The following is a 14,764-nucleotide window of genomic DNA, read 5'->3' on the forward strand; positions in this document are numbered from 1 at the left end:
CGTCGAGCAGCTTGGCGCGGATGATGCAGCCGGCCCGCCAGACCTCGGCGACGCGGGCGAAGTCGAGCTCCCAGGCGAATTCCTCCGAGGCGGCGGCAAGGATGCGGAAGCCCTGCGCATATTCCAGCACCCGCGCCGAAAGAAGCGCCGTCTCCAGCAGCTCCGGATCGAGCTCCAGCGTCTCGCGCCCATCGCCGAACGCGTCGCCCAGGGCACTGCGCAGATCCTTCTCGGAGGACCACGCCCGCGCCGCCACGGCGCCCTCGATCATGGTGGCGGACTGGCCGAGCCGCACGGCCTCGATCGCAGTCCAGCGCCCGGTGCCTTTCTGCCCGGCGACGTCGAGGATCGCATCCACCATGACGCCGTCGCCAAGCGGATCCTGCGCCCGCAGCACCTTGGCAGTGATCTCGTAGAGGTAGCTGCCGAGAGGGCCGTCGTTCCAGGCCTCGAAACGGTCCGCGACCTGCTCCGGCGACAGGCCCGTGCCATGGCGCAGCAGGTCATAGACCTCGGCGATCATCTGCATGTCGGCGTATTCGATGCCGTTGTGCACGGTCTTGACGAAATGCCCGGCGCCGTCGGGGCCCATGCGGCCGACGCAAGGGTCCTCGCCGAAACGCGCGGCGATGGGCTCGAGCAGCGGCTGCAGCCCCGCCCAGCTTTCCTCGGAGCCGCCGAACATCATCGAGGGTCCATGGCGCGCGCCGTCCTCGCCGCCCGAGACGCCAAGACCCACGAAATGCATGCCATGCTCGGCAAGACGTGCAGCGCGGCGGCGGGTGTCGTGGAAATCCGCGTTGCCCGCATCAATCACCGTGTCGCCCGCGTCGAGCAGCGTAATGACCTCGTCGAGCAGCGCATCGAGCGGCCCGGTCGAGGGGATCATCGCCAGCAGCAGGCGCGGCCTCGGCAGCGCCGCCACCAGCGCCGGCAGATCGGGCGCCGTGGTGACATCGCCGGCGAGCGGCTCGGCGCGCTGCGCGAAGGCTCCGATCGGCTCGTCGCTGCGGTTCGAGACCGCAATCGGCACGCCCTTTTCCGCCATGTTCAGCGCCAGTGCCGAGCCCATCGTGCCCAGCCCGTAAATCCCGATCCGAGGTGCCGCCATCACTGTCTCCCGTGTTCAGCCACGGAGAAATGGTAGCGGCAACAGGCGCGGGAGCAATGCGCCCCTCTGCACAGCCACGGTGCGGCGGCTCGGGGCACGGCTCCCCTCGTTCATCTTGCCCCTAAACTCCGGGGAGCGCGAGGGGCTGGCCCCTCGCAGGCCCGGCGCCGGCCACACGGGCGCCGCCGGGGCACAGGCGCTCAGCCCTCCACGCACCAGCGCATGATCGCCTTCTGGGCGTGCAGCCGGTTCTCGGCCTCGTCCCAGATCACCGATTGCGGGCCATCCATGACCTCGGAGGTCACTTCCTCGCCGCGGTGCGCCGGCAGGCAGTGCATGAAGAGCGCATCCTTGCCCGCGGCCTCCATCAGCGCCTCGTTGACCTGGTAGGGGCGCAGCATGTTGTGGCGCCGCTCGCGGGCGGATTGCGCGTCGTGCATCGACACCCAGGTGTCCGCCACCACCAGATCCGCGCCCTCGACCGCCTTGAACGGATCACGCTCGATGGTGACCGCGGCGCCCGCCTGCCGGGCGAGCCCAACGAACTCCATCTCGGGGTCGAGCTGGACCGGGCCGGTGAAGGTCAGATCGAAACCGAACTGCCCGGCGGCGTGCAGGAACGAGGCGCAGACGTTGTTGCCGTCGCCGCACCAGACCACCTTCTTGCCCTCGATCGGGCCGCGGTGCTCTTCGAAGGTCATCACGTCGGCCATGATCTGGCAGGGGTGGGTGCGGTCCGTCAGGCCGTTGATCACCGGCACCGAGGCGTATTCCGCCATCTCGATCAGAACGCTCTCGTCGAAGGTCCGGATCATGATCATGTCGACGAAACGCGACATCACGCGGGCGGTGTCGGCGATGGTCTCGCCGTGGCCGAGCTGCATGTCGCTGCCCGAGAGCACCATGGTCCGGCCGCCCATCTGGCGCACCCCCACGTCGAACGAGGTGCGGGTCCGGGTCGAGGGCTTCTCGAAGATCAGCGCGACCATGTGGTCCTTGAGCGGCAGATCGTCGTCGAGCGCCGCCCGGCGCCGGCCGGTGCGGGCGTTCTTGATGTCCTTGGCGCTGTCGATGATCGACCTGAGCGCCGCCTTGTCGGTTTTGTGGATGTCGAGGAAATGGTTCATTCTATTGTTCTTCTTGTCTGGCGGGGCGGAGGGGCGCTGCCCCTCTGGGCGCTTCGCGCCCATTCACCCCGGAGTTTTCTCGGCAAGATGAAGGACCGGGTCAGGCCGCTTCGAGCGAGGCCGCGGCGAGATCGAGGCGCGTGACGGCCTCGGCGATCTCGTCGTCGGAGATGGTCAGGGCGGGAAGCAGGCGCACCACGTTGTCGGCGGCGGGCACGGTGATCACCAGCGCGTTGTAGCCGGCCTTCACCAGGTCCGCGGGCGCGATCCTGCACTTGAGCCCGATCATCAGGCCCGAGCCACGGACCTCCTCGAAGACCTCCGGATGAGCCGCGACCAGCCCCTCGAGCTTCTGGCGCAGGAGGCCCGCCTTGCGGTTGACCTCGGCGAGGAACTCGGGATCGGCGACGTGGTCCATCACCGCGCAGCCGACGGCACAGCCCAGCGGGTTGCCGCCGTAGGTCGAGCCGTGAGTGCCCACGGTCATGCCCGAAGCGGCCTCTTCGGTGGCCAGCACCGCGCCCAGCGGGAAGCCCCCGCCGATGCCCTTGGCGACCATCATGATGTCCGGGGTGACCCCGGCCCATTCATGCGCGAAGAGACGCCCCGTGCGACCCATGCCGCACTGCACCTCGTCGAGGATCAGCAGGCAGCCCTTGTCGTCGCAGAGCGCGCGCAGGGCCTTCAGCTCGTCGTCGGGCATCGGGCGGATGCCGCCTTCGCCCTGCACCGGCTCGATCAGCACGGCGGCGGTGTTTTCGTCGATGGCGGCCTCGAGCCCGGCCATGTCGCGCCACTCTAGGTGCTTGAAACCGGGCAGCAGCGGGCCGAAGCCCTTGACCATCTTCTCGGACCCGGCGGCGGCGATGCCCGCCGAGGAGCGGCCGTGGAACGAGCCCGAGAAGGCGATGATGTCGGTCTTGTCGGGCTGGCCCTTCTCGTACCAGTACTTGCGCGCCATCTTCACCGCGAGCTCGCAGGCCTCGGTGCCGGAGTTGGTGAAGAACACGGTGTCGGCGAAGCTCGACGCGACCAGCTTGTCGGCCAGCGCCTGCTGCTGCGGGATCTCGTAGAGGTTCGACACGTGCCAGAGGTTCTGCGCCTGGTCGGTCAGCGCCTTGACCAGCGCGGGATGGGCGTGGCCGAGCGCGTTCACCGCGATGCCGCTGCCGAGATCGAGAAAGCGTCGGCCGTCCTCCTCCACGAGCCAGGAGCCTTCGCCCTTCACGAAGTGCAGGGGAGCGCGGGAATAGGTCGGCAGGACGGACGGGATCATCAGCATATCCTCGGTGAATGAGGCCCGATTGGTGCCAAGGGCATGGGGCCAAGTCAAGTTTGCAGGGATGGTTTGGGGGTGTTGGACGGGCGACCGGAACGATCCGGCGTGCGACAAAGCGCCTTCCCGGATCGGGGAGGCGTCTGGAAGAGCGTTCAGGCTCGTCGGATTCGGGTCGCGTGCGTCATGGTTGCGCTGATAGCGGGGTTTGGCCGTCGCGCAAAGGGTTTTCTTGACCGGGGGTCGGGAGGGCGGCTCAGCAGAACGGATCGTCGGGGTAGCCCACGCCGGTGAGGTAGAGCCCGTCGGGCGGACAGACCGGCCCGCAGGCGGCGCGGTCGCGGGCCTCGAGCGCGTGCTTCACGTCCTCGGGCGCCCAGGATCCTGCCCCCACCCGTTCCAGCGTGCCGACGATGGAGCGGACCTGGTTGTGCAGGAAGCTGCGGGCACGCAGGTGGAAGCGATACTCGGGGCCGGCGCCGGTATCGCATTCCTCGATGCGGATCTCGTCCAAGGTCTTCACCGGCGAGGCCGCCTGGCACATGGTCGAGCGGAAGGTGGTGAAGTCGTGCAGCCCCAGCAGGTGGGCGGCGCCCTCCTGCATGGCGCCGAGATCGAGCGGGTTCATCACCCGCCAGACCTGCCCGGCCTCGAGCGTCGCGGGCGCGCGTCGTGCCAGCAGGCGGAAGGTGTAGCGCCGCTCGACCGCCGAGAAGCGCGCATGCCAGTCGTCGGCCACGGTGGCGCAGGCGCGGATCGCGACGGGGGCCGGTTTCAGGTGGAAGTTCAGCGCCTCGGACAGGCGGAACGGGTCCCAGGTCTTGGCCATGTCGCAATGCGCCACCTGCCCGCGCGCGTGCACGCCGGCGTCGGTCCGCCCGGCGGCGGCGATGGTGTGCTCGCGCGGCTCGAGCCGGGCGAGCGCGGCCTCGATCGCCCCCTGCACCGAGGGCTGGTCGGCCTGTCTCTGCCAGCCCGCGAAGGGGCCGCCATCATATTCCACGAGAAGCGCGTATCTGGGCATGTTCGCCCCAATACCCAAGCAGCGTGTTTGCCACAATGCCGCAATGTTCTTTGCCCACCCCTTGCCTCGCCGGGCGTTTGTAACATTTTAATGAATACCGCCGAACATGATCCCGCCCACCGCAACCCGACCGAAAAGCTCCGCACCCGCCCCATGATCTCGACCGTCTTCAAGAGCTACATCGCCCCCATGCTGCGCCGCCCTCCGCGGTTCCAGATCGCGGCCCTGTGCCATCGAAACGGCCAGGACGGGCCCGAAGTTCTGCTGATCACCTCACGCGACACGCATCGCTGGATCCTGCCCAAGGGCTGGCCGATGTATGACACCGATGCCGGGGGTGCTGCGGTGCAGGAAGCCTGGGAAGAGGCCGGCGTCGAGATCTGCGAGGGCGACCGGCCCCGGCGCATCGGACGCTACCGCTACGACAAGGTGATGGAGGGCGGTTTGCCCGTCGCCACCGACGTCGACGTCTACGCGGTCGAAGTCCGGCGCCTGCACGACAGCTACCCTGAAGTCGGTCAGCGCGAACGGCGCTGGCTCTCTCCCCTTGCAGCGGCGGAGATGGTAGACGAAGACGAGTTGAAGGACCTGCTTCGCAACCTCCCCGACCTGCTGTAGCGCATGTACCCGGGCTGAGCGCGGCACGCGGTCAGGGGCTCCGGGAACAGGCAAGGTGGCAGGTCACAACAGCGCGCCAGAATGGAAGGCTCTCGATCAGGATCTCGGCCGCTTCTCGCGGCTCGAGGCGGCGACCATGTATGCCGCGCGCCCGCTGGTGGGCGTCGGCATCAGCCTTGCCTTCGTCACCATCGCCACGCTGGCGGCGCTGATCCTGACGGGCGGCGAGCCGGGAAGCCTCGCGGTGGTGGCCGCCGCAGCCTTCGGCGCCTACATGGCGCTCAACATCGGGGCCAACGACGTCGCCAACAACATGGGCCCGGCGGTGGGCGCGCGGGCGCTGCCGATGCTCGGCGCCATCGCCATCGCGGCGGTCTGCGAGAGCGCCGGTGCGCTGCTGGCGGGCGGAGACGTGGTTCGCACCATTGCCCATGACATCGTCGACCCCGCGACCGCGGCCGGCCAGCCGGGCTTCTTGCGCGGGGTGCGGGCGGCGCCGCTCGCCGCGCCGGGCTGGGTCAACATCGCCACATGGATCGGCGCGCCGGTCTCGACCACCCACGCGGTGGTGGGCGGCGTGGTGGGCGCGGGCGTGGTCTCGGTGGGTGCGGCGGCGGTCAACTGGTCCACGGTCGGGCTCATCGCGACAAGCTGGACCTTCTCCCCGCTCCTGGGGGCGCTGGTCGCGGTGGCGATGCTCGCCTTCATCGAGTGGCGCATCGTGCAGGTCGAGGACAAGATCGCCGCCGCCCGGCGCTGGGTGCCGCTGCTGATCGGGCTGATGGCCGGAGCCTTCACCACCTACCTCACCGACCGGGCGCTCTCGCATCTCGTCGACATCACCTTCGGGCAGTCGCTGCTGGCAGGCGTCGCGGTCGGCTGCGTGACAAGTGCCATCGCGGTGCCCTTCGTGCGGAAACAGTCCGCGGGGCTCGAGAACCGCAACCGCTCGCTCAAGACGCTGTTCCGCCTGCCGCTGGTGGCCTCGGCCGGACTGCTCTCCTTTGCGCATGGCGCCAACGACGTCGCCAACGCGGTCGGGCCGCTGGCCGCCGTGGTCTACATCCACAGCCACGCACCCACGACCGGTGAGGTGGCGATGCCGCCCTGGGTGCTGCTGATCGGCGCGCTCGGCATCTCGTTCGGGCTCGTGCTCTTCGGGCCCAAGCTGATCGGCATGGTCGGCAGCCAGATCACGAAACTGAACCCGATGCGCGCCTATTGCGTGGCGCTTTCCACTGCGGTGACGGTGATCGCCGCCTCGGGCGCAGGCCTCCCGGTGAGCTCGACCCACATCGCCGTGGGCAGCGTCTTCGGCGTCGGCTTTTTCCGCGAGTGGTACCAGAACCACCGGTCGCGCAAGCAGCATAGCGCGCGCAAGGACACCCGCACCATGGCCCCGCAGGAGCGGACCCGGCGACGGCTGGTGCGGCGCTCGCATTTCCTGACCATCGTCGCGGCCTGGGTGATCACCGTTCCGGCGGCGGCGCTGCTTGCGGCCATCAACGTCTGGCTGCTGCAGCAGGTGGCTTTCTGAGCGCCGCTCTGGCAACCGCGCCGCCCCGGCTCTAGATAGAGAGAGCGCGCGAGCAGACGAGACGGGCAGAGGAAGAGGCAGACATTGGTCATTGGAACCATCGCCGACACGATTACCAGAAGCGTCGAGAGCGTGACCGACACGTTGACGTCCCCCTTCACCGAACCGGTGATCCGGCTCGGGGTCACCGGGCTGGCACGGGCCGGGAAGACAGTGTTCATCACCTCGCTGGTGGCCAACCTGCTGGACCGCGGCCGCATGCCGCAGCTGGTGGCCGAGGCCGAGGGCCGGATCCTCGCGGCCTACCTGCAGCCGCAGCCCGACGACACCATGCCGCGCTTCGACTACGAGACCCATCTCGGCGCGCTCACCGCCCATGTGCCGCACTGGCCGGACAGCACCCGCGCCGTGTCGCAGCTGCGCCTGTCGCTGAAGCTGCGCCCCACCGGCCTGCTGGCGGGGGTCTCCGGGGCCCGCAAGATCCACCTCGACATCGTCGACTACCCCGGCGAATGGCTGCTCGACCTGCGGCTGATGGACAAGAGCTACACCGAGTGGGCCGAGGAGACGCTGGCGCGCATCGCCACCCGTCCCGGCGGCGCCGATTACGTCGCCATGGCCCGCGCCGAGGACAGCGCCCGCCGCTTCGAGGAGCCCCGCGCCAAGGCGCTGGCGGCGCGCTACACCGAGGCGCTCCACATGGCCCGCAACGCCGGTTTCTCCGACTGCACCCCGGGCCGCTTCCTGCTGCCGGGCGAGAAGGAGGGCAGCCCCGCGCTGACCTTCGCGCCCCTGCCCCGCATCGACCAGCCGCCGCGGCAGTCGCTCTGGCGCGAGATGGAGCGCCGCTTCGAGGCCTACAAGGCGCAGATCGTGAAACCGTTCTTCCGCGACCACTTCAGCCGCATCGACCGGCAGGTGGTGCTGGTGGATGCGCTCGGGGCCATCCACTCGGGCCCCGCTGCGATGGAGGACCTGCGCCGCACCATGGCCGAGATCCTCGGCGCCTTCCGCCCCGGCGGCAACGCCTTCCTCAGCCAGCTGCTGCGCGGGCGGCGGGTCGAGAAGATCCTGTTTGCGGCGACCAAGGCCGACCACCTGCACCACGCCCAGCACGGGCGCCTGACCGCGATCATGGAGGCGCTGACCCGCGATGCCCGCGACCGAGCGCGCTTTGCCGGGGCCGAGACCGGCGCCATGGCCATCGCTGCGCTGCGCGCCACGGTCGAGCAGGCGCTGCCCCACAACGGCCGCCAGCTCGACTGCGTACGCGGCACGTTGCTGCAGGATGACGGCACGCGCGGGCGCGAGGCCGCGTTCTATCCCGGCGAGCTGCCCGAGGACCCCGGCCGCCTGCTGGGTCCCGCCCGCGACGGCGCCGAGCGCTGGCTCGACGGCGATTACGCGATCATGCGCTTCGCCCCGGCGGCGCTCACCCTGAAGCCCGGCGAGGGCCCGCCCCACATCCGCCTCGACCGCGCCGCGCAGTTCCTGTTCGGAGACCGGCTGTGACGCCCCGGCTGCGCCCGGCGCGCCCCACCGACGCAGGCAGGCTTGGCGCGATGATGTCCGACGCGGCGACGGAGCGGCCGTGGAAACCGCGTCTTCACAGCGGCGCCGAGGACATTGCCCATGCCGGCCAGATGATCGACGCGGGCTGGGTCACCGTGGCCGAGGATGACGCGGACGGCGCGCTGCTGGGCTTCCTCGCACGCGAGGACATCTACGTGCATGCGCTCTTCATCGCCCCGGCAGCGCAGGGCACGGGCATCGGCCGGGCGCTGATGGCCGAGGCGCAGCGTCACTGTCCCACGCTCGAGCTCTGGACCTTCGAGGCCAACCACGGCGCGCAGCGCTTCTACGAGCGCGCGGGCTTTACCGTCGTCGGACGCAGCGACGGCTCGCAGAACGACGAGGGCCTGCCCGACATCCATTACCGCTGGCAGGCGCCCGCCCGCGACGGCAGCGAAAGCGAGATCCGCCCATGACCGACGATCCCGACCGCAAGGGCCGCAGCGGCCCGGTGCTCTTCGAACTCGAGGACGACAGCGCCCCCGCCTCGCCCGCCGAGGCGCCGCCGGTGCCCGAGCCCGAGACCCAGCCCACCCTGCCCGAGGGCCGCGCCATGGCGACCGCCGCGGCGCTGGCCGCCCGCCGACCGTCGCGGCTGGCCCGCTGGTTCTGGGCGCTGCTCGGGACGCTCGTCTCGACGCTGATTTCGGTCGCCGCATGGCGCTTCGTCACCGATCTCATCGCCTCGGTGCCGCTGCTGGGCTACGCGGTGACCGCGCTCATGGTGCTGTTCCTGCTGGTAATCCTGCTGATCGTCATCAAGGAACTGGCCGCGCTCTCGCGCCTGTCGCGGGTCGATGCGCTGCACCGGGCGGCCACGGCGGCGCTGGCCGACGAGACCGAGCTGCTGGCACCGCTCGACGCCGCCGCCCGGCGCGAGGTCGAGGCCGCGGCCCGGCAGGTGGCCACCGTCACCGCGCTGGTGCCGCTGGCGCTGGCAGACGTGGCCGCGGCGCTGGGGTCGAACCTGCGGATGATCCGCCGCATCGCCGACATCTACGGCGGCCGTTCGGGCACGCTCGGCAGCTGGCGCCTGATCCGCGCCGTCATGTCCCACCTCGTGGCGACCGGCGCCGTTGCGGGGGGCGACGACATGCTCGAGCCGAGCCTCGGCGGCGGGCTGCTCGGCAAGCTGTCGCGGCGCTTCGGCGAGGGGCTGGTCAACGGCGCGCTCACCGCCCGGGTCGGCGTCGCCGCCATGGAGGTCTGCCGCCCCCTGCCCTTTGCCACCACCAGGCGCCCCTCGGCGCGGTCGGTGGTGCGCACGGCGCTGTCGGGGCTGGTCAGGAGCTCGGACCGGGACTGAGCCGCACGCGCCCGCGCCGCGTTTGATCCATCTCATTCCCGCCCGCCGCCGCCTGCGCCATGGTCGCCGCAGAGAGGCGAGCCATGACCCAAGCCAGCCCTGCAAAACCCGATGGCCACGGCCATCTGCGCGACATCATCTACGGGGCGCTTGACGGCTCCGTCACCACCTTTGCCATCGTCGCGGGCGTGGCGGGGGCCGGGCTCGACCCGTTCGTGATCCTCGCGCTCGGTTTCGCCAACCTCTTTGCCGACGGCTTCTCGATGGCGGCGGGCAACTACTCGGGCACCAAGGCCGAGCTCGACGACCTCAACCGGCTGCGGCGGCTCGAGGCGGAGCGCATCGCCCGCGACCCGTCCGGCGTGCGGGCGGAACTGCACGACATCCTCGCCGCCAAGGGGCTCTCCGACGACACGCTCGAGGCCGCGACGGGGCAGATCGCCCGGGTCCCGCGCCACAGTCTCGCGATGATCCTCGATGGCACCCACGGGCTGGCCGCCGCGGATCCGCACCCGCTGAAGGCGGCCTTCGCCACCTTCGGCGCCTTCCTCGCGGCGGGGCTGGTGCCGCTGCTGCCCTTCATCCTGGACGTGCCCGAGGCCTTCCCCGTGGCCGCGGTGCTTACGCTCGCCACCTTCTTCGCCATCGGCGCCTACAAGAGCCGCTGGTCGCTGGCGAGTTGGTGGCGGTCCGGGGTCGAGACCACGCTCATCGGCGGGCTCGCGGCGACGATCGCCTACGCGGTGGGGATGATCTTCACACTCTGAGAGATCCGGGAGGGTCGCGAGGCCACGTCAGTGCAGCTCGATGGCCTGCGCCTCGATCGGGGACTCGAGGCTGTCGCGGGTCGTGCTGACCGCATCGGCCCCCACCAGCGCGCCGAGCACGAGCAGCACAGCGAACACGAGGATCGCGGCACGGTCGAGCTTGCGGAGATCGGCAGCCGCAAAGCTCTCGTGGGGCGGCGTGCCCTTCAGGTCTTCCTGGAATCGGGTCATGGCAGCACTTGAAAGATGGGTTAACAGACTTCGGTTCTCTGCCTGCGTTTCGTGGGCCTGTCGCGCTTTATTCCGAAGGCCCTGGCGGTTGGGCGGCGCTTCGCCCAATGCGTGCGGAGGTTGCGCTGTTTCTCGCCACTTCACCTTTCAGGCATGATTACGCCGGAGGCGACGGGCGCCTCCGGCGTGCTTGGATCGGGCGTGGCGTCCCGTGCTTTTCTGACCTCTCCGCCCCCGTCCGCGTCCTCCGTGAGTGATGGCGGGGTGTGCCGGGGATATGACCCGGTCGGGGGCGGCGTATGGCCGGACCGCGTACGGTTACTCGGCCGGCGCGGCGGGGACTGCGGGCTCTGCGCCTTCGTCGGTCATCGGAGCGGTGGTGGTGTCGGCAGGCGCTGCGGCATCGGGTGCGACGCCGGTGGTGCCGGCCTCGGGGACCGTCTCGGTCGCGGTTGCCGGTGCCGGGTTCTCGACGGCGTCGTCGCCGCCCATGAAGCTGACACCGATGATGAGACCGATGATCACCAGCACGGCCACCACAAGGCCGGTGACGGTCCCGCGCGAGCGGGTGCTGGTTGCCATGTTCATCTGCGGGTCGGCCCGCAGGTTCGAGCGACGCTCTTCTTCGTTGTAATAGGCCATGTCGGACCTCCTTGTCCGTGGGTTCACGAGGTTCGTTGGTCTGGGGCGCCACCTCCTGCAGCGCCTTCGATACCCAGTGAACCACGGCCGCCGGGACCCGGTTGCATCCCCCCGCGCCGGACGCGCTTTCTGGCAGAAGACTGCCGGATGCTGCATCTGCGATGCGCCAATCCCCGCCGCGCCGCATTGCGGCATCGCGGGAACCGGCGGGAGAGCGCCTGAAGTCCCGCCCGATCCGGGGATTTCCGCCCATTCCGTCCCCTGCCCCGCGTCGCTTGCAGGCACTGGACCATCGCGAGTCGCAAGCCTATAAGGCCGCTCATGATGGGCCGTTTCGAGATCATCATTCGAATTACATGCCCGGCGCTCTGACCACACGAGCCGCCGGGACAAGGCGTATGAACCACCGCGCCGACCGAACATTCCCATGCCACGAATAAAGAACCGGGACCGCAGATCATGTGCGCCGAAACGCCTGACCAGATGCCTGACTACAAGGACACGCTGAACCTCCCCAAGACCGACTTCCCGATGCGCGCGGGCCTGCCCCAGCGCGAACCGGCGTGGCTCGACCGCTGGGCGAAACTCGGCGTCTACGACCGCCTGCGCGAGAAAGCCGAGGGCCGTGTCCCCTTCACGCTGCACGACGGCCCGCCGTATGCGAACGGCCACCTGCACATCGGCCACGCGCTGAACAAGACGATCAAGGACATGATCGTCCGTTCGCACCAGATGATGGGCCACGAGGCGCGCTACGTCCCCGGCTGGGACTGCCACGGCCTGCCCATCGAGTGGAAGATCGAGGAACAGTACCGCGCCAAGGGCCTGGACAAGGACGACGTGCCGGTCATCGACTTCCGGCAGGAATGCCGCAAGTTCGCCGAGGGCTGGGTCGACATCCAGCGCGAGGAGTTCAAGCGCCTCGGCATCACCGGCAACTGGGCCGATCCCTACCTGACCATGAACTTCCACGCCGAGCGCGTGATCGCCGAGGAGTTCATGAAGTTCCTGATGACCGGCACGCTCTACCAGGGCTCGAAGCCGGTCATGTGGTCGCCGGTCGAGCAGACCGCGCTGGCCGAGGCCGAGGTCGAGTACCATGACAAGGAAAGCTTCACCATCTGGGTGAAGTTCAAGGTCACCGACTTCGACTCGCCGGAAGCCGACCGCCCGAGCGAAGAGGAAAGCAGCGAGTCGCGCCACGCCGTCGCCAAGGCGGTGGAAGAGGTGCGCGAGAAGTTCCTTGGCGCCTACGTGGTGATCTGGACCACCACGCCCTGGACCATCCCGTCGAACAAGGCGGTCGTCTTCGGCGCGGACTACCAGTACGGGCTCTACGAGATCACCGACACCCCGGACGAGTGCTGGGCCTCGAAGGGCGAGCGCTACATCCTTGCCGACAAGCTCGCGGCACAGACCTTTGCCCGGGCGCGGCTCGAGGAAGGCCAGTGGACGCGCGTGTCGGACGTGACGCCGCAGCAGCTCGCCGCCATGAGCCTGCAGCACCCGCGGGCCGGGGCCGAGGGGAAGGAGGGCGAGTGGGACCAGCCCCGCGACTTCCGCGCCGCCGATTTCGTCACCGACGAGGAAGGCACCGGCTTTGTGCACTGCGCCCCCTCGCACGGGATGGAGGAATTCGAGCTCTACCGCGATCTCGGGATGCTCGAGCAGGTCATCACCTACAACGTGATGGAGGACGGCTCCTTCCGCGCCGACCTGCCGTTCTTCGGCGGCAAGATGATCCTCAAGCCCAACGGCAAGGAAGGCGACGCCAACAAGACGGTGATCGACAAGCTCGCCGAGGTCGGCGGCCTGTTGGCACGCGGCAAGATCAAGCACTCCTACCCGCACTCGTGGCGCTCCAAGGCGCCGGTGATCTACCGCAACACCCCGCAGTGGTTCGCCTCGATCGACCGCGCCGTGGGCGACGGGCACGACACCTACGGCACCACCATCCGCGAGCGCGCGCTGCGGTCCATCGACGAGCTGGTGAAGTTCACCCCGCAATCGGGCCGCAACCGCCTTTACTCGATGATCGAGGCGCGCCCTGACTGGGTGCTCTCGCGCCAGCGCGCCTGGGGCGTGCCGCTGACCTGCTTCGTGAAGAAGGGCGCCCTGCCCACGGACGAGGGCTTCCTGCTGCGCGACCCCGAGGTCAACGCCCGCATCTGCGAGGCCTTCGAGACCGAGGGCGCCGACTGCTGGTACGCCGAGGGCGCCAAGGAACGCTTCCTCGGCGACGGCTACGACGCCGCCGAGGGGGAGCGGGTGTTGCACGCGCCGGCGGGCTGGGCCCCAGGGGGCTCGACCGCGGCGTTGGTGCGGCGTGACGGCGCCGGCGGCCCCGGGGACGGAATCGCCGACGTCTACATGGAAGGCACCGACCAGCACCGCGGCTGGTTCCACTCCTCCATGCTGCAGGCCTGCGGCACCATGGGCCGCGCGCCCTACCGCAACGTGGTGACCCACGGCTTCACGCTGGACGAGAAGGGCAACAAGATGTCCAAGTCGCTCGGCAACACCATCGTCCCCGAAGAGGTGGTGAAGCAGTACGGCGCCGACATCCTGCGGCTCTGGGTGGCCCAGACCGACTACACCGCCGACCAGCGGATCGGGCCGGAGATCCTCAAGGGCGTGGCCGACAGCTACCGCCGCCTGCGCAACACCATGCGCTTCATGCTGGGCGCGCTGGGGCATTTCTCCGAGGCCGACCGGGTCGAACCCGCCGACATGCCCGAGCTCGAGCGCTGGGTGCTGCACCGTCTCGCCGAGCTCGACGCGAAGGTGCAGGAGGGCTACCGGAGCTACGACTTCCAGTCGGTGTTCCAGTCGGTCTTCACCTTCTGCACCGTGGACCTGTCGGCCTTCTACTTCGACATCCGCAAGGACGCGCTCTACTGCGACGGCGACACCGCCCGGCGCCGCGCGGCCCGCACGGTCATGGACCTGCTGTTCCACCGCCTGACCACCTGGCTGGCGCCGATCCTCGTCTTCACCATGGAAGACGTCTGGCTCGACCGCTTCCCCGGCGACGAGAGCTCGGTGCACCTCGTGGACTTCCCCGAGACGCCCGCCGCATGGCGCGACGAGGCGCTGGCGGAGAAGTGGTCCAAGGTCCGCGCTGCCCGCCGTGCCGTCACCGCGGCGCTCGAGATCCAGCGCACAGACAAGGTGATCGGCGCCTCGCTCGAGGCCGCACCGGTGGTCCATGTCGAGGACGCGGACATGCTGGCGGCGCTGAAGTCGGTCGCCTTCGATGACCTCTGCATCACCTCGGGCATCGCGCTCACTGCCGACCCGGCACCGCAGGAAGCCTTCCGAATGGCCGAAGTGCCGGGCGTGGGCGTGGTCTTCGAGAAGGCGGACGGCAACAAGTGCCAGCGCTGCTGGAAGATACTGCCGGACGTGGGCACCCATTCCCACGCCGCGACCTGCGCCCGCTGCGACGAGGCGCTGGCCTGATCCGAGCGGTCATGTCACACCAGAACGGGCGCCCACGCGGGCGCCCGGGCTCGACGCTGATCCTGACGCGCCACGGCGACCACACCGCCTC

13 protein-coding genes are annotated in these 14,764 nt (G+C 69.6%); 7 read left to right on the plus strand and 6 right to left on the minus strand.

All coding sequences use genetic code 11. From position 1 onward, the window contains the following. From gndA to truA, 4 genes are all read right to left on the minus strand, one after another. Nucleotides 1–1,111, minus strand: a 1,111-nt coding sequence (gene gndA / locus HC022_RS08810; protein ID WP_167452167.1) for an NADP-dependent phosphogluconate dehydrogenase, incomplete at its 3' end; no start/stop codon positions are given. A gap of 200 nt (nt 1,112–1,311) precedes the next feature. Further along, nucleotides 1,312–2,238, minus strand: coding sequence for an ornithine carbamoyltransferase (gene argF / locus HC022_RS08815; protein ID WP_167452168.1), 927 nt, complete (start codon nt 2,236–2,238; stop codon nt 1,312–1,314). A 100-nt stretch (nt 2,239–2,338) separates the two neighbouring features. Next, nucleotides 2,339–3,514, minus strand: a complete 1,176-nt coding sequence (locus tag HC022_RS08820) for an aspartate aminotransferase family protein (RefSeq protein WP_008884017.1) — start codon at nt 3,512–3,514, stop codon at nt 2,339–2,341. 256 nt (nt 3,515–3,770) lie between these two features. After that, nucleotides 3,771–4,538, minus strand: coding sequence for a tRNA pseudouridine(38-40) synthase TruA (gene truA / locus HC022_RS08825; RefSeq protein WP_167452169.1), 768 nt, complete (start codon nt 4,536–4,538; stop codon nt 3,771–3,773). A gap of 153 nt (nt 4,539–4,691) precedes the next feature. Between truA and HC022_RS08830 the strand changes: the two genes are divergently transcribed. The 6 genes from HC022_RS08830 (at nt 4,692) to HC022_RS08855 (ending at nt 10,338) form a co-directional block, all read left to right on the plus strand. Beyond that, nucleotides 4,692–5,156, plus strand: a complete 465-nt coding sequence (locus HC022_RS08830; RefSeq protein WP_008884778.1) for an NUDIX hydrolase — start codon at nt 4,692–4,694, stop codon at nt 5,154–5,156. Nucleotides 5,157–5,211: 55 nt separating this feature from the next. Then, complete coding sequence (locus HC022_RS08835; protein ID WP_167452170.1) at nt 5,212–6,693, plus strand: inorganic phosphate transporter; 1,482 nt, start codon at nt 5,212–5,214, stop codon at nt 6,691–6,693. A gap of 84 nt (nt 6,694–6,777) precedes the next feature. Then, a complete protein-coding gene (locus HC022_RS08840) occupies nt 6,778–8,205 on the plus strand; it encodes a YcjX family protein (RefSeq protein ID WP_089954447.1) in 1,428 nt (475 codons plus the stop codon). Then, a complete protein-coding gene (locus HC022_RS08845; RefSeq protein WP_167452171.1) occupies nt 8,202–8,681 on the plus strand; it encodes a GNAT family N-acetyltransferase in 480 nt (159 codons plus the stop codon). The genes HC022_RS08840 and HC022_RS08845 overlap by 4 nt, the downstream gene beginning before the upstream one ends. Beyond that, nucleotides 8,678–9,571 (plus strand): YcjF family protein, encoded by an 894-nt coding sequence (locus HC022_RS08850; protein ID WP_167452172.1) that lies wholly within the window; start codon nt 8,678–8,680, stop codon nt 9,569–9,571. The genes HC022_RS08845 and HC022_RS08850 overlap by 4 nt, the downstream gene beginning before the upstream one ends. Nucleotides 9,572–9,654: 83 nt before the next feature. Then, entirely contained in the window at nt 9,655–10,338 is a 684-nt protein-coding gene (locus tag HC022_RS08855) for a VIT1/CCC1 transporter family protein (protein WP_008885384.1), read from the plus strand. A gap of 27 nt (nt 10,339–10,365) precedes the next feature. On the opposite strand, the gene HC022_RS08860 is transcribed toward HC022_RS08855, so the two are convergent. Both HC022_RS08860 and HC022_RS08865 read right to left on the minus strand, forming a co-directional pair. Continuing rightward, nucleotides 10,366–10,569: a hypothetical protein gene (locus HC022_RS08860; protein ID WP_167452173.1), complete on the minus strand. Its 204-nt coding sequence runs from the start codon at nt 10,567–10,569 to the stop codon at nt 10,366–10,368. 318 nt (nt 10,570–10,887) lie between these two features. After that, the gene (locus HC022_RS08865) at nt 10,888–11,211 is read right to left on the minus strand and encodes a hypothetical protein (protein WP_167452174.1); all 324 of its coding nucleotides are present in this window, start codon (nt 11,209–11,211) and stop codon (nt 10,888–10,890) included. A 459-nt stretch (nt 11,212–11,670) separates the two neighbouring features. On the opposite strand from HC022_RS08865, the gene ileS reads away from it, so the two are divergent. Continuing rightward, nucleotides 11,671–14,673, plus strand: coding sequence for an isoleucine--tRNA ligase (gene ileS / locus HC022_RS08870; protein ID WP_167452175.1), 3,003 nt, complete (start codon nt 11,671–11,673; stop codon nt 14,671–14,673). Nucleotides 14,674–14,764: the final 91 nt, after the last annotated feature.

Source organism: Salipiger sp. HF18 (genome assembly GCF_011806505.1).
Taxonomy (GTDB): Bacteria; Pseudomonadota; Alphaproteobacteria; order Rhodobacterales; family Rhodobacteraceae; genus Salipiger; species Salipiger thiooxidans.